The sequence below is a fragment of the Lysinibacillus sp. UBA5990 genome (genome assembly GCF_002429815.1).
GTDB lineage: Bacteria > Bacillota > Bacilli > Bacillales_A > Planococcaceae > Lysinibacillus > Lysinibacillus fusiformis.
In genome coordinates this window covers 142,983-165,062 of the sequence record NZ_DJAY01000009.1, presented here as the reverse complement: position 1 = coordinate 165,062, position 22,080 = coordinate 142,983, and the positions used below count along the sequence as shown (strand labels likewise).

Annotated in this window: 15 protein-coding genes; 9 read left to right on the top strand and 6 right to left on the bottom strand. The window is 35.9% G+C overall.

Annotation, left to right across the window (positions count from 1 at the left end):
- Positions 1-97 precede the first annotated feature (97 nt).
- The 5 genes from B3D94_RS06355 (at position 98) to B3D94_RS06335 (ending at position 6,419) form a co-directional block, all read left to right on the top strand.
- Positions 98-379, top strand: coding sequence for a Mor transcription activator family protein (locus B3D94_RS06355; protein WP_069483127.1), 282 nt, complete (start codon positions 98-100; stop codon positions 377-379).
- Positions 380-428: 49 nt separating this feature from the next.
- Positions 429-635, top strand: coding sequence for a hypothetical protein (locus B3D94_RS06350; RefSeq protein WP_069483128.1), 207 nt, complete (start codon positions 429-431; stop codon positions 633-635).
- A gap of 303 nt (positions 636-938) precedes the next feature.
- Positions 939-1,877, top strand: a complete 939-nt coding sequence (locus B3D94_RS06345; protein WP_291755812.1) for a hypothetical protein — start codon at positions 939-941, stop codon at positions 1,875-1,877.
- Positions 1,878-2,126: 249 nt separating this feature from the next.
- The gene (locus B3D94_RS06340) at positions 2,127-3,947 is read left to right on the top strand and encodes a hypothetical protein (protein WP_069483130.1); all 1,821 of its coding nucleotides are present in this window, start codon (positions 2,127-2,129) and stop codon (positions 3,945-3,947) included.
- Between the two features lie 753 nt (positions 3,948-4,700).
- On the top strand, positions 4,701-6,419 hold the full coding sequence (locus B3D94_RS06335) for a methyl-accepting chemotaxis protein (RefSeq protein WP_291755809.1): 1,719 nt from the start codon (positions 4,701-4,703) through the stop codon (positions 6,417-6,419).
- 225 nt (positions 6,420-6,644) lie between these two features.
- On the opposite strand, the gene B3D94_RS06330 is transcribed toward B3D94_RS06335, so the two are convergent.
- Complete coding sequence (locus tag B3D94_RS06330; protein ID WP_069483132.1) at positions 6,645-8,036, bottom strand: PLP-dependent aminotransferase family protein; 1,392 nt, start codon at positions 8,034-8,036, stop codon at positions 6,645-6,647.
- A gap of 113 nt (positions 8,037-8,149) precedes the next feature.
- Here B3D94_RS06330 and B3D94_RS06325 point away from each other — a divergent pair, with 113 nt between their 5' ends.
- Positions 8,150-9,109 carry a proline dehydrogenase family protein gene (locus B3D94_RS06325; protein WP_069483133.1) on the top strand — a complete coding sequence of 320 codons (960 nt, stop codon included), beginning with the start codon at positions 8,150-8,152 and terminating at the stop codon, positions 9,107-9,109.
- A 348-nt stretch (positions 9,110-9,457) separates the two neighbouring features.
- Here B3D94_RS06325 and B3D94_RS06320 read toward each other — a convergent pair whose 3' ends face one another.
- Both B3D94_RS06320 and B3D94_RS06315 read right to left on the bottom strand, forming a co-directional pair.
- Positions 9,458-9,910, bottom strand: a complete 453-nt coding sequence (locus tag B3D94_RS06320) for a staygreen family protein (RefSeq protein WP_069483134.1) — start codon at positions 9,908-9,910, stop codon at positions 9,458-9,460.
- A 363-nt stretch (positions 9,911-10,273) separates the two neighbouring features.
- Positions 10,274-11,158 (bottom strand): 3D domain-containing protein, encoded by an 885-nt coding sequence (locus tag B3D94_RS06315; RefSeq protein WP_069483135.1) that lies wholly within the window; start codon positions 11,156-11,158, stop codon positions 10,274-10,276.
- 232 nt (positions 11,159-11,390) lie between these two features.
- Here B3D94_RS06315 and B3D94_RS06310 point away from each other — a divergent pair, with 232 nt between their 5' ends.
- The gene (locus tag B3D94_RS06310; protein ID WP_069483136.1) at positions 11,391-12,017 is read left to right on the top strand and encodes a hypothetical protein; all 627 of its coding nucleotides are present in this window, start codon (positions 11,391-11,393) and stop codon (positions 12,015-12,017) included.
- Between the two features lie 258 nt (positions 12,018-12,275).
- Here the strand turns inward: B3D94_RS06310 and B3D94_RS06305 are convergent, their stop codons facing one another.
- Together B3D94_RS06305 and B3D94_RS06300 are read right to left on the bottom strand one after the other, a co-directional pair.
- Positions 12,276-16,166: a S8 family serine peptidase gene (locus tag B3D94_RS06305; RefSeq protein ID WP_291755804.1), complete on the bottom strand. Its 3,891-nt coding sequence runs from the start codon at positions 16,164-16,166 to the stop codon at positions 12,276-12,278.
- Positions 16,167-16,577: 411 nt separating this feature from the next.
- Complete coding sequence (locus B3D94_RS06300; RefSeq protein WP_069483138.1) at positions 16,578-17,762, bottom strand: MFS transporter; 1,185 nt, start codon at positions 17,760-17,762, stop codon at positions 16,578-16,580.
- A gap of 303 nt (positions 17,763-18,065) precedes the next feature.
- Between B3D94_RS06300 and B3D94_RS06295 the strand changes: the two genes are divergently transcribed.
- A complete protein-coding gene (locus B3D94_RS06295) occupies positions 18,066-18,878 on the top strand; it encodes an MBL fold metallo-hydrolase (RefSeq protein ID WP_069483453.1) in 813 nt (270 codons plus the stop codon).
- 83 nt (positions 18,879-18,961) lie between these two features.
- On the opposite strand, the gene B3D94_RS06290 is transcribed toward B3D94_RS06295, so the two are convergent.
- The gene (locus B3D94_RS06290; protein ID WP_291755801.1) at positions 18,962-19,939 is read right to left on the bottom strand and encodes a tRNA dihydrouridine synthase; all 978 of its coding nucleotides are present in this window, start codon (positions 19,937-19,939) and stop codon (positions 18,962-18,964) included.
- A gap of 262 nt (positions 19,940-20,201) precedes the next feature.
- Between B3D94_RS06290 and B3D94_RS06285 the strand changes: the two genes are divergently transcribed.
- A complete protein-coding gene (locus B3D94_RS06285; RefSeq protein WP_291755799.1) occupies positions 20,202-22,076 on the top strand; it encodes a leucine-rich repeat domain-containing protein in 1,875 nt (624 codons plus the stop codon).
- The last annotated feature ends 4 nt before the right edge of the window (positions 22,077-22,080 follow it).

Below are 22,080 nucleotides of genomic sequence, written 5' to 3'. Positions count from 1 at the left end.
CTAAACGTGGATTTTAGTTAGGATAATCCATTTGATAATCGAAGTGATTATCAAATGATGAAATGGCATATTGAAAATAACTAATAAGGAGGGGAAAGTGATCGATAGTAGTAAACTAGATAGCTCTTGCTTCAACGGAGCATATAAAGATTTTGTTGAGTTAATTGGCTATAAAAATACGTTAAGCGTATATAACTATTTCGCTGGTCAATATGTTACCTTTCCTAAGCGTTTGTTATCAGAAGATTTTTTGCACGAGCAAATCATTAAAGAATTTGATGGGACAAACGCTAAAGAGTTAGCGCGGAAATATGACTATTCTTATAGTTGGGTTATGAAAATACTAAAAAGAAACTCGTATAAAGACACAATACGATAATGCCTTTTAGTAGGTTATGCAGTGAAAAATAAAATTGGGGGGAAGTTATATGTCGTTTTTCGGAGAGATGATGAACAAAGGTTTTAACAACCTTAGAGATATGCAGGACAGCATGAAAGCTGAGGTGGAGAGGTTAGAATTTTATTCTGATGAAGAGCTGAAAAGGATAGCTACTGATACATCTGCTGGCAATTCAACAACTGCCAAAAACAGAAGAACAGCTGCAAGAATGGTATTAAAACAACGTGGCTATTAATTGTGGGGGGAAGAGCGATGGTCAATTCTAATGAGCTCAATGAAAGTGGATATGGCAAATGCAGATGCTGTCTAAAAAAGAAATTTGTTTCTGAGTTAAGAACCTGCCCAGCATGTGATCATTTCACCTGCAATACATGTTTCAAGGGACAGATATGTAAAAAATGTTCTAAGTAGATTACCAATTTATATAAAGCTGTGATATCAAGGTCAGGCTTTGATTGCACGCTTTTTAATTTAATACGATCACTAAAAACTCTAAGATGATTGAATTTATAAACCGTATATGAAGGGATGGATTTACTTGAAGTTTTTTAGAAAAATGTTATTACCGATTACTTTTGCTTTCATTATTTCTGGCTGTAGCAATGCTAATAATGAAGCCAACGACGCAAATGGGGAAATTACTGATGAAGTATCTCATGAAAATAAAAATGAAGTAGCAGTTGAAGAAGCTACATCTAAAAATGAAGAACCAAAAGGAAGTAACAACTTAGATTTACTTGAAATAGTTTCATTTGACAAAGAAGGAATGATAGCTTTACTTGGACACCCTCAAGATTTGTATGAATGGGAAGATGGTCAAAGTTTAAGCTATGATGGTTTATCTATTTCTTTAAATAGCTCTCAAAAGTTAGAAAGCCTAGAGATAAGCAGTAGCGATTATTTATTTAATGGAATTAAGATTGGCGATACTTTAGATAATGTTAGAGAAAAGCTTGGTAAACCAACAAAAGAGGGGATTTCAGAGAGTGGGGAATTCTTTGAGTTGGTTTATGATACAGTCATAAACGAAAATATAACAAATAGCGTTTACTTTACAAGTAGTAATTTTAGCAGTCCAATAGACTTCATTGGATACAGCACATTAGATACTACACTACTGTTTACAACTGAAGAAGTCAAAGAAATGATTGTAGGCTCTTGGGTAGGCGAGGAAGATATGATGAATAGTGATTATTCTGATTTGGTCTATTTTACTGAGAATAAGTTTGTAACCGATTCCTTCAACGGTACAATTAATGGGTTAGTAAGGGATTATAAAATAACTAATTTCGATACCATTGAAATTTCAGATATTAATACGGATAGTGATAAAAAGCAATGGGATGTTCAAACTATTGAATTTTCACCAGATGGGAGCAGAATAGATCTTTATCGAGTAGATTCTTATTCAGGTAAGATTTATGAAAATTCAAGGCAAGTTTATTATAAGTATTCAGATACTTATGTGGTTAAATAAAAAGACTGTATCCTAGAATTTGACCAAAATTATCCAGTATTCATTATTAAGCAATTTGTAATTATAGGGGAAACTTTATAACTTTAATGATAGGAGCTGTGGCTGCAAGAATATTTCTTGTTGCCATAGCTTTTTTAATTCAATTTTATTTTAAGGTTGTTAATTAATTGAATATTACATATAATAAAATTACAGTATTTGTTAACATTATTCACAAATGCTGTGAATAATGTTAACGGAGGCGTATTTATGATTATTGAAAAGGAATTATTAGGATTAAGCGATGTGGCAAAATTATGCGGCACTAGTAATAGTAATATTTCTAATTGGAGATCACGTGATTCAAAATTTCCGACACCATATACTGATACATCTGCTGGTCCGATATGGAAGGCAGAAGATATTGTTGAATATCTTAAGAGAAAATTTAAAGATGAATATGATGTGATTTCAACAGGGAAAATATCATCAAAACGTATGGCTATAATTGGACGTGCACGTGGTGGGAAATCTTTTGTTAATTCAAGATTTGTGTTTGATCGTAATGGATTTGTTAATTTGTTTTGTGGAAATAACAGTGATAAAACTGCATGTCCTATATTTATAAAAATATCTGAGTATGTAACATTAGAGAGTTTTGTGTTTCATACAGATTTTAATAGTATTTATAGGGTAGAAGATGAAAATGACGAACTTAAGAAATTAAAGAACCGAATATCAGAATTGGTAGATAAATCATACTTGCAGGATGAAGTCCAAAAAATGGTTGAAATCGAAGGTGTCATTAGAGAAATTAGATCTATAGAAGAGCTTTATCCTAATAGGAAGAATAGTAATACCTATATTGATACATTCCAAAGACCTAGTGTATTTTGTAAGGAGCTTCTTAGAGAGTGTGGTCTTGGAAGCATTGAAATAGTAGATACACCAGGTGTTTCAGGTAATGTTGAGGCAGCTAAGATTGCCAAATCTGATATTTATCTATTTTTAGTAAAGCCTGATAATGGTGATGAATCTCAGACATTACGAAAAATTGTGACACAGATAAAGGCAGATGTTGCAACAAGTAAAGTAGCCTTTTTATATAAAAAGGAAGGCTTCTTTTTTACACATAAAAAATATGAGGACGCGAGAATAGCAGTACGTAAAGATATGGAGGCTTACAGTGAATTATTTAAGGACCTTAAAGGGAACATCATTTCTACAGAATTAGATGTTTTGGATCCAGCAAGCCACTGCATTCTTTTTCCAACAATGGATCGAGATGAAATCACACTTCCTGAAGAGCTGTTTCTGGAAGAAGTGAAAGTGAAATTATTGGAAGCATTCAAACCAGAAAATGAAAGTCGTAAAGATGAAGAGTTTGAAAAAATGATTTCAGAGCTTGGGATAAAGGCTAATACGTTTACATTAGATATTATGAGGAATATTCCTGTACATGAATTTGGTAAGGGAGAAAATGAATATTCTCTCGATCAAGTAATTGCTGGTCAGCATGATAGAGTTATGACTAAAGATAATTATAGACTTCACAATGATTTGGATAAGGCATATTCAAAAGAGAGTAGTATTTTAGATAAGTATTTTTCTACTTTTACAGCAGCTGAATATCCAGAAGAGTGGCAACAAATTTTAATTAAATATATATATAGAAAACTGATTATAAGTGTTAGAGCAGATCGAGGGCTAGGTGTAGGAACACATCCTTGGGAAGAAAAACCAGCAAGAACTATGTTGGTAGAAGAGTCCATTTTAGCTGAGAGGATCCTTGGTAATATTATAGAAAAAGACAAGGTATTTAGAAATGAGGCGTATAGAAAAGCATTAAGAGACAGTAACATTACTAGTGCATCATGGAATTATGTTGGTTGTATAGATAATGATGAGGCAATAACCAAGTTGAAAATTGTTAAGGAATGTTTGTCAAATGTTGGAGTGTCTTCTCGTCAAGAGATGGTGTTGTGTAGATACGTTGGCGGACTTCGTAAAATTGCACAGTACAAAATACTTAAAAAGATGGGGTATAAAGAAGATGAGTGCATGAAAGAACTTAAATCCTTACCATTTTAAAACTCAATAATTTCAGTTCTTGATTTCATAAGCACATAAGTTATAAGTTTTGGTTAGGTTTGAGAAATCATAATTCACTTTTTTATTTTCTATATGAAGTTAAAATAATAAAACCGCACTTACATTAGGTACGGAGAACCGTATCATAAGTAAGTGCGGTTTTCTACGTTACTGAAGATTAATTATTAATAAAGTTGAAAATAGCTGTGAGATGACAGTCTAACTAAGAGATTAGTTGGGCTGTTTTTATTTTCTTTTACTAAGTATAATGCTATGACACATAGAGATTATGAAAATACATTCTCCATTATTATTAAATTTTATCGGATTGTAATTGTTATAGAAAACCCTGGTTCTTTCCTGACAGCTAAAATTCAAGTAAAGAAAATTTAAATTATTTTATAATATAGCTCAATAACTTTGCTGCTAACTTTGATGAACAGGGGATAAAGAGGAACTAAAATAAACTTTGCTCCAAATATTTTATAATTGTATAATTTATGTATAACTTATGTATAACTGGTTGATTTGAAACAGTGTATTACTATGAATATTAAGCCCTCCATCACAATAAAAAGGATTACATATTTGCGTGAAGCGGGGATCTAATCTCAACTATGTGTATTATTATAGATAAAAGCTAAAATAGAAGGTGTAATGAAAATGGGTTTTCCCTTTATTGGAAGAAAAAAATTATTAAATACCAGGAGGAACACTAAGTTCTCTAAAAAAGCAAAATCTAGAAGTTTAGTATTGACGAGCTCGTTATTTCTCTCCGCCCTCATAATTATCGTTATCGGATTAATGATTTCCCTGTCCATACGCGATCAACGTGGAGCGTACTTTCGCCAATTTGATGAATATGGAAAAGTATTCAAATCTATAACTCAACAAAATGAACCTCTTGTTGCCGAAGCAACGAAGACAATTCTTGAGCATCAACCATTGGAGGGAAAACCATTCGAGGAACTCCCTAATAGTTTGAACTCCATGAAATCTAATCAAATGGTAGTGGATGTCTATTTATTAACACCGGACATTATCAGGAAGGATGGCAAAGAATACTTATATAACTCAGAGTATGGTCGAGATCCAGGTGAATATGCTGAAGAGTTAGGTACGTTATATGAAATAGATTCGGAATTTCTTAAAAATTACGAAGATGCAATGAGAAACGGTAGCACATTAACTGATGTTTACACTGATGAAGGTGGAACTTTCATCTCGTATTTAGCACCGATTAATGACGAAAGTGGGAAACCAGTTGCGTTGTTCGGTGTCGATTTCGATTACGGGATTGTTAAAAAGGAACTTCAACGGATTCTATGGACGAATATCACGGTTGGTATTTTTTTTGTACTTATGTTAATTGGGTTGGTTGTATTCACTCTTCGTAAAATGTTGCGCCCGCTTGCACGTTTAGCTGAAGTGTCTGAACATGCTTCGAAAGGCGATTTAACCGTTGAAATTCCTGTACTGAACCATAATGAGATTGGTAAGGCTGCAAGTTCATTTAATCAGATGATTAGTGGACTTCGGGTATTGACCCATAACATACAAAAATCTTCGAATGAAGTTGCTGTATCTTCTTCTCAATTACAAGAAAGCGCTGCCCAGACCGAAACAGCTACACAAGAAATCACAGATGCCATTCAAAACATTGCTGTTGGGCTCGATGAACAACTTCGTCACACTAATGAGTGTCAACAAGCAATGAAGGAAATGGGAATGGGTATTCATAGAATCGTAGATGCATCCTCCGTCGTCTCAGAATTGGCTTCGGTTACAGCAGATAGCGCAAATGCAGGAATGAAGGATATAGAAACAACAGTTGCTCAAATGAGCACAATTGAACAAAACTTGAAAACATCGGTCGAAGCAATCCATGGACTGAAGAAATTAAGCGAACAAGTTAGTGAAATGGTTACATTAATAGGTAGCATTGCTAATCAGACCAATTTGCTTGCACTTAACGCATCGATTGAGGCATCACGAGCTGGTGAGCATGGTAAAGGTTTTGCCGTTGTGGCTCAAGAAATTCGTATACTCGCTGAACAGTCCAAAATCTCTTCGGAGAAAATAACTGGCATCCTCCAAGGTATCAGCGATCACACGAGTAAAACAGTGGTTTCTTTGGATAAATCAATGACAGAGGCCCAGGCAGGTACACACATTGCGAATAAGGCAGGGCAAACATTTAGTTCGATCGTGGAGTCGATTCAGAAAGTGTCCGATCAGATTGACGAAGTATCTGCTGCTTCGGAACAACTGTCATCAGGAAGTGAGTTAGTTGCGGCTTCATTAACAGTGCTGGAGGGTATCGCAGATTCTTCTTCAGCCGATTCCGCTCACATCGCCGCTTCATCAGAAGAACAACTTGCAGCCATGCAAGAGGTAGCCAGTTTTGCAGCTATGCTTTATGGGTTGGCGGATGAATTGAAACAGAGTGTTGACCGTTTCCGTGTAAAGTAGGTTACTAGTTAAAACCGCACTTAGACTGGTTACGGAGAACCTTATATCATAATAAGTTAAGGCGGTTTTTGCTTAAGCTGATATTTCAGCTTAAGCTTTTTTTCTTTGAAATGAATATAATTTACAGCGGAATGGGAGAATCATCTAAGGCATCTACTGAAAGGGGCAGTGGATATGATATGGCGATTGGATGGTTTTTCAATAGAAGCTAACATAGATATTCTCCTAATTATTGATTGCTTGAAATAGTCTAGTGACGCCTAGTTCAATTTCATTTTTTTGTAAATGACCGTAGCCAATAATTAATCTGTTATTATAAATTCCCTTCTTAATTGTATGATCCTCTACAGGGTAAACCTTTACACCAAATTGTTCAATTTTCAGTAATAAGTTTTGCGTAAATTCTATCTTCTCAAACTCTGCAATTAAATGCATACCTGTAGAGTAGCCGAATATCTTTACTTTATGTGAAAAAGTTAATTGTAAGCATTGTATAAGAAAATCACGTTGACTTTTATAAAACTTTTTCATTTTTGTGATATGTCTTTCCATGTAGCCCTCCTGGATAAAACGAGAAAGGGTAAGTTGATCCAAGGAAGGTGTGTGTAAGTCTGTAAACCATTTCAATTGGCGACATTTTTCGATAAGCTGTGTTGGAAGGACAATGTATCCTATTCGTAGTGCTGGAGAGAGAATTTTACTAAAAGAGCCGATGTAGAGAACAAGCTCTGGATCAAGGCCCTGCAAAGAGCTAACAGGTGGGCCTTCGTAGCGAAACTCACTGTCATAATCATCCTCAATTAAAAAGCAATGATTCTTTCTAGCATACTCAATTAATTGAATTCTACGTTGAATTGGTAATGTACTTCCTAATGGAAATTGGTGAGAGGGTGTTAAAAACACTAGTTTAGGGTCAATATTGTCTGGTAATAGGGTTGTTTTCATTCCCAATTCATCTACTGGTATTGGATAGATTGTGGCACCAGAGTTCTTAAAGATGGTTTGAATATCATTCGTAATAGGATCTTCCATAATAGCTATATCATTAGGTGATAACAGCAATCTCGATACAAGCATCATTGCTTGTGTAGCACCAGATGTAATGATAATTTGCTCTGGATGACATTCAACGCCTCTTGTTTTTAATAAGTAATAGGCAAGGGTTTGCCTTAATTCTATGCGCCCCTCTGGTACTCCATATCCCAAAGTGGAGGGTTCACTATCGTGCCAAAGTTGATGACTTATCTTAGCCCATGTTTTACGAGGAAACAAGTTGAGTGCAGGGATACCCGAGCGAAAATTTATAACTTCTTTCCCTGCTATCAAATCTCCTACTTTATTTGTAATAAAAGGCTTTGTCTGTTGTGTTAATAACGCCCCCTCTGCAACAAATGTACCGGCTCCTCTTCGTGCAATTAAAAAGCCTTCGGCCAGTAACTGATCATAAGCTTCTAAAATGACATTCCTTGATACTTTTAATTCTACTGAAAGCTCGCGTGTTGATGCTAGTTTTTCTCCTGCATGGAGGTGTCCACGTAAAATTTTTTCGCGTATTTGTTGATAGATTTGACGATTTAAAGGAATATCTAATGCTCGATCAATAGGTATCCATAACATTTTTCATCCCTCCGATATGAAAGTGGTACCTTTAAAATCTCCTTAAAGTGGTTCTACAGTAACCAATTATATCATGATAAAGTATTTATCAATATCCAAGAGGAGGAATAAATATGAAAAAAGTAGAAGAATTAGTGATTCAAGCCTTAAAAAGCGCAGCACGAGATGAGCACTTGAAATATGCTGTGCAACAATCAACAGAGCTCTATCCGTTATTATGGAAAGCAGCAAAAAGATATGTAACAGGAGAAAAGAGAGAGGATGTCATCACGGTTGCACGTGAATATCTCGAGGATAATTATAATATCTCCATAGAATATATTGGGGAAAATACAACCGATTTATGGGAATGTGAAAGGGCAAAGGATGAGATTCTACAAGTAATTGAGGAAATGGGGATATTGTCTTTAAAGCAGACTGTATCATTTGATTTATCTCATATAGGCCTTTCTATTAATGATGAGATTGCTTATCAGTACCTTGAAGAGCTTGCACAAAAAGCTCAGTGGTATGGAATAACTTTAATGATAAGTATGGAAGAATCCTCTAAGACAAGTGATATTCTCACTCTTTATAAAAAAATAGCAAAAAACCATACAAATATTGGAATAACAATACAAGCTCATCTTTATCGTACAGAGGTAGATTTACAAGAACTTATTCAATATCCAGGAAAAATAAGACTTGTAAAAGGGGCTTTTCAAGAGCCTGTTGATATAGCCATGATCAGATCAGAAGAACTGAATAGCCGTTATCTTGAGTATGTTGAACAGTTAGTGAATGCAAATCACCCGATATCAATCGCCACGCATGATGAAATGCTTATTCAAGAGATAGAGCGACGTCAATATCTTGATAAATCGAATGTTGAATTAGAGATGTTGTATGGTGTACGTCCAGAGTTACTCAATGAATTAAGAACGAAGGAATACCGTTGTAGAGTCTATTTAACGTATGGAAGTGAGTGGTATTTGTACCTTTGTCATCGAATTGCAGAACAACCAGAAAATTTATATTTAGCAGTAACTGATATTATTAATGAATCACATAGAGCAAGTAGTGTAGTAGATTGAATAGATGGATCTGTACTAACAGTTTAATCGGAAACTCTTTGCTATTGCTGATGATCGGAGTTGTTTATGTCTGAATGAGGGCAAAAATAAAGACAAGTTGTAACTCAAATAAAAACCTCACTTATCCTTGTTACGATGAACCGTATCATAAGTAAGTGCGGTTTTGAAAAGACCACCTAGAGCGTTGGGATGTCAGCGTTTTAGGTGGTTTAATTTTATTTATCATTGTTTTTCGCATTTATGTCCTTTTTCTTGTGCTGGTGGAAATGGATCTCCTTATCAGTTTCATAATACGAGGTTTAGATACTTTTCCACCTGACATGTTGAAATCAATATAGCGAATTTTCTTCAATGATTGCTATAACTACTGAATGTACCCCAATTCTCTTGCCTAGCAAATTGAGGATAAGTGGATATAAAGTTCACGATAATATTAGCGCTATCCAGTTTAGGGTATTGATTAAATAGTGATCTATCGCCATATCGAATGGCTGTTAGTGCAAGGGGTAACTCACGCCTAAATATTTTATTGCGTTTTACAGATGTATTTTGATTGTATTCTCCTTGTTCTATATATAAATATAAATAAAAGCATTCCCCATTAGTAATCCATTCACCTAAGACCTCATCTCTCATCTTAGTATTCACTTTATCCCAAGCATACTCATTTCCTATCGTTAAAAATAGATCGCCAGTATCATCTGAGTGAGTAAGTGTATAACGTCTTGGAATGACAGGTTTCATTGTAGTTATCCCATGTATGTATTGAACGAATAGTTTTTCTGGGTCGAACTTTACCAAGCTATCAACTCCATTCATTTTTTTATCAATATGCAGATATAAACCTATTAAATAGTTAAAAGTCATATGTATTATGTTTTTATAGAGCGGCTTATGTTTTAAGGGGAATGTATTAAACTTTTACATTTTTTATTTGATGATATGTACAAATGAACGAAATATAGACCCTGTAGAACAATACTTCAGGGTCCACTTCTCTAGTGGCTTAATGTTTCAATTTGTTAATTCTGTATTTTTACAATTAATCTGTAAGTTAATGGATAACTTATACCCATCTTTTCATCTTCTGACAATTTAACATTCGCTGTGACTTGTGACTCGGTAGCCATATTAATTACACCGTCGTTTATTAGGCTGGTTAAGTTAGTCTAATATTGTGACCTTTAGTTGTTTTACTCCAAAATTAATGGCATCTTGTTGAGAAGGGAAAAAGACATCGATTCGTTTTCCTTTAATGGCACCGCCAGTATCCCCTGCAATTGCTTCACCATAGCCTTCCACATAAACTTTACTACCCAGTGGAATGACAGTTGGGTCAACTGAGATGACCTTCGCATTTGGGTTTGTTTTAAGGTTAATTCCAGTAGCGGTAATACCGGAACACCCCTCACATGAAGCCGTATAAGCTGAAGCTTCCACTATAATTTCCTTTGAAGCAGTTTTATTTGTCGAAGAAGCATTTGCTTCAGGTGCATTCTGCTTTGAAGCAGTATTGCTTGTTGAAGGAGCAGTTGCTTCAGATACGCTGTCTTTTAGAGCTGTTTTACTTGTTGATGAAACAGTTTCTTCAGGTTTACTTTCCGTTGCAGTTGTATTATTTGTTACTGAAGTTGTTGTTTCCTTTGCTGCATGAGCTGCAGGTTTTATTGATTTGTCAGTTACAGCCGTACTCGTTTTGGTACCATCAATAATAGTTAGATGTAAACCCGGATGAATCAGGTCCGTATGTAATTGGTTCCATTCTTTAATTTGCGAAACAGAGACTTGATGATCTAGGGCTATGTCCCATAATGTATCACCATACTTAACTGTATATTGTTGTGCAATGGTAAGGACATCACCAGGATGAATAAGGTTAGTAGTAATATGATTCAATGTTTTAATATTTTCTACAGATGTATGATGTGCACGAGATAAATCCCAAAGAGTATCACCTTTTTGTACGTTAATTGTTGCAGCTTGAGCATTAGCACCTAAAGTTGCCGAGAGCATTGCAACTGGTACAATCGAAATTATTTTTTTAAGCATTTATTAATCCTCCATGTGGGTTCTTAGTTGTTAATGTAAAATCATCGTAACACAGATTTTTTTGAGAAAAAGAACAAGGAGGTGTTAATTTGATTTCGTCCATGGCATTTATATTGCAATAATATTTCTATTATTAAATGCTACTATTTCCGTGATAAAGATACCTGATTTGTTAAGGGCTAAATGTGATAATGTTTCTACATTAAATAAATTTCTTAAATGGGGGATAATCATGTCAGTTGTGGACCTGTTAGCTTCTCAACTAAGTCGAAATGATGAAGAGTCAAATATTGAGCTGGCACATAAATTAGTTCATGAAGAAAATTATACGGGCATAGAAGAAATAATTGAAAACCTAACTTGCAAAGATAAAAAGATTCAATACGATTGTATTAAAGTAGCGTACGAAATTGGGCAAGTTAAACCAGAACTGATCAGTAAGTATGTCCTGACTTTTATAGAATTGTTAAGGAGCCCTAATAATCGTTTGGTCTGGGGCGGAATGATGGCATTAGCAACCATTGCCGAGGTAACATCAGTAACCATTATGGCTCATCTAAATATATTAAAAAGTGCTATGAAAGAGGGGTCAGTTATTACAATTGATAAAGGCGTCCTAACTCTTGCGAAACTAGCGGCTGTCAGTAAGGAAAATAATGATGTGATTTTTCCAATATTACTTCATCACCTTGAGAATTGTCGACCAAAAGAAATTCCTCAGCACTCGGAAAGTACGCTATTAGCCGTAACAGATGAAAATAAAGAGGAATTATTGAAAGTGTTACGAAAAAGAGAAAAATACCTAACAGCACCACAATTAAAAAGAGTCAAAAAGATTTATAAAACATTAGATGCTTAATAAAAGCAAAAATTTTTCTATATGTGCCATGCCATTAATGTAAACTTTAGCATCAACGATGTTATTAGGAATTATTGAATAAATGTAAAACCACGCTGGCCGCGTTACGAAGATCCTTCTTCATAGTTTATTTATGAAAGATAAAGAGGATAGCGAGAATATCAATACGAATAGGTCATAGTAAGAATGACCGTATAAGAAAAGTTAAAAAGAGAAATTGCACAGAGCAATTTCTCTTTTTGCTTGAACAGAGGTAAATTATGCCTCAATCTTGGTAACTTCATTACCATTACCGTTGCCGTTGCCATTACCGTTGCCATTACCGTTGCCGTTGCCATTACCGTTGCCGTTGCCATTACCGTTGCCGTTGCCGTTGCCATTACCGTTGCCGTTGCCATTACCGTTGCCATTACCGTTGCCATTGCCATTGCCATTACCGTTGCCGTTGCCATTACCGTTGCCGTTGCCATTGCCATTGCCATTGCCATTACCGTTGCCATTACCGTTGCCATTACCATTGCCATTGCCATTGCCATTACCTGGCTTTTCAACCGACACATCAAATGTTAGTGTGTGGTCACCATATGTTACCGTAATCGTCGTAGTACCTTGACCTTTACCTTTTACAACCCCTGCATTAACAGTAGCTATTTTATCATTTGCTACTTCATAGGTTGCAAGCTTTGTAACATCTGTTTCTGTTGTTTCACCATTCAAAGAAGTTACTTCGGTAATCTTAACTGTAACTTCTTTACCGATTCTAGTTTCAACCTGAGCTTGGTCAATTTCTAGTGTTACTTTTGGTTCTTCAACAACAGGTGCTTTAACTGTAACATTTACCGTAACAGTATTAGCCCCGTGTGAGCTAGTAATGGTAGTCGTACCCTCACCTACTGCAGTGACTAATCCATTTACTACTGTTGCAATATTTTCATCTCCAACCGCATACGTCGCTTTTGATGTAACGTCTTCCTCTGTTGCCTCACCTTCTGAAGGTGTTGACGTTTCTGTTACTTTAAGCTGTGCAGTCTCCCCAGCTGTTAGGTCTAGCTCAGTTGGATTTACAGAAAGTGTTACTACTGGTTCACCTATTTCTTTTTCATATATTTTCGCTTCACCAACATTCCCGGCGGCGTCAGTAATTTTTACTGTTACAGCATTAGTTTCCGCTGTTACTGGGAATGTGAAACTACCATCTTGATTTAATTCAAAAGCAACAGGCGCTTGTTCTTGTCCATTTACCGTAGAAATATAGGAAGCTTTTAATTTATCATTTAAATTGTAATTTAAATCGTATAAAACTAACTCTTCATTGTAGTCGATATATTTATCTGTTACTTGTCCTGTAGCGACACCTTCAGTTACTGAACCAGTAATTTCTGGTTTAGTTGTTTTTACAATAATTGGTCCAACATAACCGGAAACTACTCCTGATGATGCAAGACCTGTAAAGTCAATTGTATAGAGACCATCTGGAATCTTTGTGGCAGGTTCTGATCCCCAAGGTTTATACTGCCCACCAACATTCAATGTATAAGAGCCTTTTCCTAGCGCTGTACCTGCATGTAGATAACCAATGTAGCCATCTCCGTATTCTCCGCCTTCAGGATTCATAATATCCCAAAGTTCGATATAGTTAGTTGTTACATCTCCTGTTAATGTGAATGAAAGGACAGCTGAGTCTTTCACGCCATCTCCGTTAAAGGATAGGTCTGTCTCTGTAATCTTATAATCCTTAATTTCTGTTACTGCTTCGCCACCAAGGTCAGCTGCGAATGGTAATGAAATTTCTGTAGATCCTCCATTGATGTAAATATACCCTAGTAATTCAGAGCCATTTGGTGCCGTAGCTTGTGAAGCAGTTAATGTAATGTTTAACAATTGCTCACCGTTTAAATTAAATGTCGGCTGATCTACTGTAACAGTTGCATCACCAAATGATTTTGTCACATCAACTGAAACGCTATAATTGCCTCCGTTTCCTTTCATGTCTTTTATTAGAACTTGTTTCGTTACAGAAATATTCTGGTCCTTAAGTGATTGTGGACCGAAAGTAACTGTACCTTTCAAGTTTTCAGTAACTGCACCCGTTCCATCTAAAATTGCGCTATCAAGTGCATAAGCAAGAATTTCTGGATGAGCTGCAGCATATGCATTTACACGCCCAGCACCCTGAGAAAACACATCGTATTTTGTTTTATCTAAAACCTGTGCCGTATTGGAAAGCGCCACTTTTACATCAAACGCATTCCAATTAGGATTGGCTTGCTTAACTAATGCCACAATACCTGCAATATGCGGTGTTGCCATTGATGTTCCTGTTTTTCGACCATAAGCTTCCGCATAATCTGCATCAGGAAAATCCTTTTTATACATTGGAATCGTTGACATAATATTTGTTCCAGGTGCACTTACATCTGGTTTAATATCAAAGTTTGGAGTAGATGGTCCACGTGAACTAGAAGAGTTTACATCATCCCCCAGTGTCTTAGTGGAAGCAAATTTACTAAAACTTACTTTGCCAGTTCCGCCTGCTAATGCAGCACGAATGGCATTACCATCCGTTTGGGACATATCGAATGTTGGTAGATATTCGAATGCATCACCAAGGAATGTACCTGAAATATCTGGTGCGTTTGATCCGCCTGCAAAGTTATGAATTATGGTTGCGACAGCTCCATTTGCCTTTGCATTCGCAATTTTATCAACAAAGGCGATGCCGCCACGCGAAATCAGTGCCACTTTACCGTCTACATCAATTCCTTCAAAGTCTTTTACTTCGCCATTTCCAGGAACAGCAACTAGATCAAATTCTCCTTGAAGCTGTGTTGCAACATTTTTCCCGAAAGTAGTCCCCATTAATGGGAGCTGTTTAGTTAAGTTATAGTCGCCAACCGTAACATTTACTTCTCCGTTGTACATGGTTTCAGGATTTGTTGTGTTACCAACAGCAATTCCTAAACGAGCGGTTGCAGGCGTCCCCATTGTTCCGCGATTTGGACCAGAGTTCCCTGTTGCAACTACTCCGATTGTTCCAGCTATCATTGCATTATTTATAGCAAATGAACCAGCATCCGTTTCAGTATTAGCTCCCCCACCAAGTGAAAGGTTGATAATGTCCATTTTTTCAATGACCGCAGTTTCAATTGCCTTAACAATACCCGATGTAGCGCCACTTCCATATGCTCCAAGCACACGGTAAGCATAAAGGTCTACTTTTGGAGCAATCCCTTTAATGCCGTATTCGTTAGCACCAATTGCTGCAATTGTTCCAGCAACATGTGTACCGTGAGAAGTATAGAATGAGCTTCCTTTTTCATTAAATTCAGGTGTCCCAGCTGGACGCTCTGAAGGCAATGTTTCCGATGCATCATTATCTGCCCGAGGCTTCGTGTAAGTTGAAGAATTTGGAATAAAGTTTTTTCCACCTTTATAAATTCCAGCGAATTCAGGGTGATCTACATCAATACCAGTATCTAATACAGCTACTTTTATTCCTTGTCCTTCAAGTCCTTCCTTCCAAAGCTCTTCGATGCCAAGGAAAGAATTACTTGTATTCATTTGAGCTTCTAATTGATCTTCTTTTAAAAGTTTTGATGATTTCGTCGTATCATCTTCTGATGCATGAACAATGACATCAGGTTCTATTAATGTTATTCCTTCTACTGTAAGCAGTTTTGGGAGATCGTTTGCTTTCACAGTGGCTGCAAAGCCATTTAAAACAGTATCGAATGTGTATCCTTGAGTCATCTGAACATTTTTAGTGACTAACTCTTCTTTTACTTGTGCTTGTTGTTCTTTTACATTTGAACGAGCTTCACTTTCTTGCGCATTAGAGAATCTCTTGCCGTTGATTTGGCTTATCCCTTGCTCTAGTGCAACAGGCTTTTCAGATAAATGAACAATGACTGCAACCTCTTGATTGCCTGATACATTTTGTAAGCTTTCGTGGAGAGTTGGACCATCTTTAGACAAGCTTAGCTGTTCAGCAATAGCTGCCTTTAGTTGAATAATACTTTCACTTTGACTATCCTGCTTGAAGGGTTTCGATTCTTCAGCACTAGCACTCGACAATGGAACTAATAGAGAAAGCACCATTACGAAAACTAGAATACTACTAAAAAACTTCATAAACTTAAAATTTTTCAAATCTCATTTCCTCCTCTGCCTCTAATTGTCACACTTTTCAGTTTAGTGTGATATTTCCAATTTATCACAATTGAATTAGTTCGAGTATCGGAATATTTAAATATTATGAAATATTGATAATTAGTATCAATTTATGAAGTATAGATTAAATCTATTTTCCTAGTAATAGAATATAAAAACAGAACTTTTGAATTGGAAATAAATATCCGAATTTTTCCCTTTAATCCTATCAAAACAGCCGATATAGATATAGCCAGTCGAGTAGTAGCTTATAGAAGAGGAAAGAGGCCATTATTGGAGGGGAAACATTTTAGAGTGTGGTTTTGGAAATAAAAATAACTGGCGATTTGTTAAAAAATCGCCAGCTAATAGTGTTTGTAAACCATCTCAACAGTAAATGCCTTTCGTTTTTTATGCAGATTGTTTTTGATCTAAGTGATGACTAAAAAATGTTAGTAGGCTTGCACAGATCGCAACGAGTCCACCGACCCATGTTACATTCATTAAGTTCCCTTGATGATAAACAATTCCGCCTAATGCAGATCCAAAAGCAATACCTACGTTACTCGCAACTGGCATAAGTGAAGCGGCCAATCCTTTAGCGCTTGGCTGGTAAATTTCAGCAAGATCAATTAAATATAGCTGAGTGGATGTTGTTAACAGGATTGCCATTAAAGACATTAATCCGATGTTTACTAGTCCTAAAATAAAATGATTGGTAGTCCAAAATAAACAAATTAGAACAATTGCCTGCACGAGAAAAACAAAACGGAGGCGACCGATAGCATTGTGATTGGCAATTTTACCAGCGAGAATATTGCTGAATATCGAAATAAACCCATATCCAAAAAGGATAAGACTAATAGAATTATTTGGAGCCCCCATTCCCTTCAAAATAGGAACAAGGTACGTAAAGACCGCGTAAGTTGCACCAAATCCTAGAGCAGGAATGAAAAAGGCCATTAAAATACGTGGCTTGATTATGAGAGAAAACTGATCCCGTATGGAGCTACGTACTTGACTGAGCCCCTTTGGCAAGACGAAGAAGGATGCCCAAAACGCAACCCCTCCTAGTAAAGTGGTTAACATGAAAGAGGCATTCCATCCATACGAGTTAGAAATTACAATACCAATTGGTACCCCCACGACATTTGCCAGTGTGAAACCGCCGAAAACGAATGAAATGGCAAGTCCACGTTTGTTACTAGGCATGGTTTCGCTTGCAACAATCATGGCTAGAGAAATTAAAACGCCTGTTACAACCGCTGTCATAATACGAAGTAGCAGCAGCATAATGTAGTTCGTGGAAATGATACACAAAGCATTAAAGATTATGAAAGCTGCTATCAAAAACAACATCCATTTTCGCTTAGGAAAGTGACTTGTTGCGGACATCACAAGTGGTGTAGCAATGGCAAATGTAATGGCAAATGCAGAAACGAGTGTGCCTGCTTTTGCGTTTGTCATTTGTAGACTTGAAGAAATATCAGTTAAGATTCCGACTATGACAAATTCACTTGTCCCCAGCACGAATGTTAATGAAGTAAGTGTTAAAATAAGTAACCAATGTCGCTTGGATAATTGTGTGTGGTGCATAAATACCTCTTTCTTAGATGAATATAAATGTGTCACAGAGCAGATAAACAACCTAAACATCATATCATAAAATATTTTCACAAGAGAAATATTTCTAGGTTGCACGGGGTTATTGGATTTCCACTATCGATAAGGCTACTAGTTTTAATAGCTACATCAAATATGGCTATACGTCATTCCTACTTCCTAACATTTTTTCTTGAAGGAGGAATTTACTAAGTTTGATCGAAATTTTACATGAAGAAATCTTGTTCAAAATCTGCCGTACTAACTACCTTTAAAAAAGGAAAGGGAAGATTCCTGATGATTCAATTCCAAAATAATACTATTACAGTTTTTCAAAGTGCATTATATATGACTACCTCGGCAATCATTCAAACGAATGAAGCAATCATTATGACAGATCCTAATTGGTTACCTAGCGAAATTCAAGAAATTCAAGATTTTATAAATAACATTCAGGGTGACAAACAACTATATATTATTTATACCCATAGTGATTTTGACCATATCATTGGTTCAGGAGCGTTTCCAGAGGCCAAGGTAATTGCCTCTAAACGATTTGATGACAATTCGAATAAAGCAGAAAGCATTCAAAAAGTTCATCAATTTGATCAGAAATATTATTTACATAGGAGTTATTCCCCTGTATATCCTACAGTTGATATTGTCGTTTCAGAGGATGGATATACAGTAGAGTTAGATTCCATTACGATGACCTTTTACCAAGCCCCTGGCCATACAGATGATGGTTTATTTACAGTGATAGAGCCATACGGGTTATTTCTTTCGGGCGATTACTTGTCCGATATTGAATTTCCGTTCATCTTTAGCAGCTATAAGGATTATGTGAATACGATGAATAAGGCGGAAAAGATTTTACATAATCATGCCATCACAACCCATATACCCGGTCACGGAATGACGACCCAAAATCAACAAGAAATTCAAAAAAGAATTGATAGCTCAAAGTATTACTTAACTCAGCTTCCACACGATAAAGGAGAGTTAGAAAATTATTTAAGGAGTGAATATTCATTTTTTCATGGAATGAAAAGCATTCATTCTGACAATAAAGAGATGATCTATAAAGAAAATTCAGAAGAGAAATTGTAGTCTTCAAAATGCATCGAAATGTATGACAAAGCAACCAAAAAGGAGATTGGCTTGCAATAGCCAGTCTCCTTTATTATGAAAGCTTACTTTGTTAATTGGTTTCTAGTAAACGCTGCAAGTAGTTCACGTACTTCATCGGTTGAATGGGCATTTATTAATTGAATGCGTAATTGATTAGCTCCCTTGAAGCCACGCACATATATTTTAAAGAAACGTTGTAATGCTTTAAATGAACGAGTATCAAATTCCTTAGAATAATGATCATGAAGATGAAGGTGAAGGGATAGCAAGCTCAGGTATTCCTCTGCACTATGCTCCTTCGGCTCTTGCTCAAAGGCATATGGGTTTGAAAACACGCCTCTCCCAATCATTACTCCATCGATACCGTATTGTTCAGCTAATTTTAAACCTGTCACTCGGTCAGGAATATCTCCGTTGATCGTTAGCAATGTATCAGGAGCTATTTCATCCCGTAGTTTTTTTATATCTGCAATCAATTCCCAATGTGCGGGGACCTTACTCATTTCTTCTCGTGTACGTAGATGAATAGAAAGGTTAGCGATGTTTTGTTTTAAAATATGAGTGAGCCACTCACGCCACTCTGCTACATCTGTAAAGCCAAGTCTTGTTTTTACGCTAACAGGTAAACCACCAGCTTTAGCGGCTTGGATAATCTCTGATGCTAGTTCAGGATGAAGAATTAAGCCAGCTCCTTTACCACGTTCAGCTACATTATCGACTGGGCAACCCATATTAATATCGATCCCTTTAAAGCCCAGCTCTTTCATACCGATACTCATTTGACGGAAATGTTCAGGGTTGTCTCCCCAAATATGGGCAACAATCGGCTGTTCATCTTCTGTGAAAGCTAAGCGGTTACGCACGCTATCCATGCCGTCTGGATGACAATAGCTTGTTGTATTGGTGAATTCCGTGAAAAATACGTCGGGACGACCTGCCTCGCTAATGACATGACGAAATACAATATCTGTCACATCCTCCATAGGTGCTAAAATGAAAAATGGCCGTGGTAAATCAAGCCAGAAATTATTTTGATTCATTGATGAATATCCTCTCTTTCCAAAATACTACCTTGCAAAAAGATACCATATTTCCTTTATTACTTCACAACTAATAGGCTTAGCCACCTAGAAGAAAGTTCAAAGATATTCTTCTTAAAATTAATGGGGATTGAATATAGGTCTTCACAGCATTTTTATTGTCGATCTAGGGGAGGATACGATTAGTATTTATTAGAAATATTGACATTTATTTTTCAGACCACTAAGCTTAATTGGAAATAGACAGGGAGGGGGATTGCCAGTGGAATTTGTTACATTAAAATGTCCTAATTGTAATGGAAACATTGAATTTAAAGAGGAGCATTCATTCAAATGTCCATTTTGTGATACTGAAATAATGTTAAAAGAAAATAAAGTCTACTATGTAGATCAAACGATTAATAATTATTATGGTACAACTGCTCCTCATACAGCGACACGTCCAAAATCGAATTTAAAAGTACTTCTATTCATACCGTTTGTCTTTCTATGTGTATTTTTTGGATATTTGCTGTTAAGCAACAATCAAAAAGAAGAAGGGAATTATGAAGAGACATCTGTACGAACAATACCAGAAAGCGAGGTTTTACTACTCTTTTTAAAAGATATTTTTGAAAAGGGGAATGTAATGCCAAGTAAAGAAGAACTTGCAAGCATCCGTTATTTGGCTGCGTATTTTTTTGAGGATCAATGGCATTTTGATTACAGTCTGGATGATCCGTTTACAAATAAGGAAGCAGAAATTGTGACCTATATTATGAAGGATAAGCTATTAAATACACAAAAAATTGAACAAAAGGACTTCGAGGCATTTACAGGATTGACCGTATTGAAGCTGATGAATGATTATGAAATATCGCAAAGTGAAAATGTAAGCTTTCGACATTTGAAAAACTTAAAAAGCTATACAGGAAGCTTTAATGAATCTTTTAGTAAAATTGCTGAATACTTTACTGATAAATCTACGGTTTCAGAACTCTCTATCCAAATTCGAAGCAATAATGAGCTTGCTTTATTATTAGAGTTTCCCAATCTCCAATCACTAGAAATATCTTATTTGGCGGAAGAGGTCACAGATTTCCAGCTTCTAAATAAATTGCCGCTAAAATCATTGTCTTTAAAGTTTACCAATGATTTTAAATGGCTGTCTACTTTAACAAATTTAGAATCATTAACGATCGATAATAGTGATGCGACAGATTTTAGCTCTTTTTATTCATTGAATCAATTACAGGAATTGAAGCTTTCATCGGTAAGAAATTTAAAAACACTTGATTTTATACAAAACATGCCTAATCTTCAATCACTTGATCTTGAATATATGAACATTGCTAATTTAGAAAAATTAAGAAATAAGTCGTCTTTAACAAAGCTACGTTTATCTTCTCCAGGTCAATTGGAATTACTTGATATTGTGAACAGTCTAACATCACTCACGGAGTTAACGCTAACGGGTTACTCTGGCGACACTTCACCGATAGTAGCACCCCATTTGAAAAAGGCAGAAATAACAGGTTCTTTTATATCGAAGCTAGAGGCACCTAGTTTAGAAGATTTGACTGTGGATATAAGTGGTTCGGATTCGACATTAAATGGTGCTCAATTACGGAAATACCCAAAGCTCGAACAACTTACAGCGAAGGAGTATGGGATTTTTACAGAGATTAGTTCTTTAAATGACCTACCCAATTTGCAAACAATATATTTAGACGAGACATTTTTTGATGAAGAAACGAGTGAGCTATTCAATCTAAAACATGTAAAAACATTAAATTGTTCTAAATGTAATTTCCAATTTACTAGTGAGCATCCATTAACGAACAATGTGCTGTTGCATTTAACTTTAAATGATGTATCGATGCGAGTAGGTAATGGTGATTGGGTGCATGAGGTTGATAAGGTGATGCCTTTCTTTGCTGGTTTTTCAGCTCTACGTTCATTCACATTACAAGATAGTTCATTACAATCGTTAAGTTTTTTGGAGAGTTGGCAACAAATTGAGGTGCTTCACTTGGAAAACAACGCTATTTCAAATATAGAGCCTTTAGTAAATCTACCGAATTTGAAAAAGCTATATATTTTAGGAAATCCGGTACAAAATCAATCTGCTCTAGACAAGGGAATTATGGTTTATTAACGTC

Bases quoted from the DNA above. Each gene is read 5' to 3' on its own strand.
- B3D94_RS06325 (WP_069483133.1), top strand. From the start codon at position 8,150: ATGAAAAAAGTAGAAGAATTAGTGATTCAAGCCTTAAAAAGCGCAGCA.
- B3D94_RS06330 (WP_069483132.1), bottom strand. From the start codon at position 8,036: ATGTTATGGATACCTATTGATCGAGCATTAGATATTCCTTTAAATCGT.
- B3D94_RS06290 (WP_291755801.1), bottom strand. From the start codon at position 19,939: ATGAATCAAAATAATTTCTGGCTTGATTTACCACGGCCATTTTTCATT.
- B3D94_RS06350 (WP_069483128.1), top strand. From the start codon at position 429: ATGTCGTTTTTCGGAGAGATGATGAACAAAGGTTTTAACAACCTTAGA.
- B3D94_RS06300 (WP_069483138.1), bottom strand. From the start codon at position 17,762: ATGCACCACACACAATTATCCAAGCGACATTGGTTACTTATTTTAACA.
- B3D94_RS06340 (WP_069483130.1), top strand. From the start codon at position 2,127: ATGATTATTGAAAAGGAATTATTAGGATTAAGCGATGTGGCAAAATTA.
- B3D94_RS06295 (WP_069483453.1), top strand. From the start codon at position 18,066: ATGATTCAATTCCAAAATAATACTATTACAGTTTTTCAAAGTGCATTA.
- B3D94_RS06315 (WP_069483135.1), bottom strand. From the start codon at position 11,158: ATGCTTAAAAAAATAATTTCGATTGTACCAGTTGCAATGCTCTCGGCA.
- B3D94_RS06310 (WP_069483136.1), top strand. From the start codon at position 11,391: ATGTCAGTTGTGGACCTGTTAGCTTCTCAACTAAGTCGAAATGATGAA.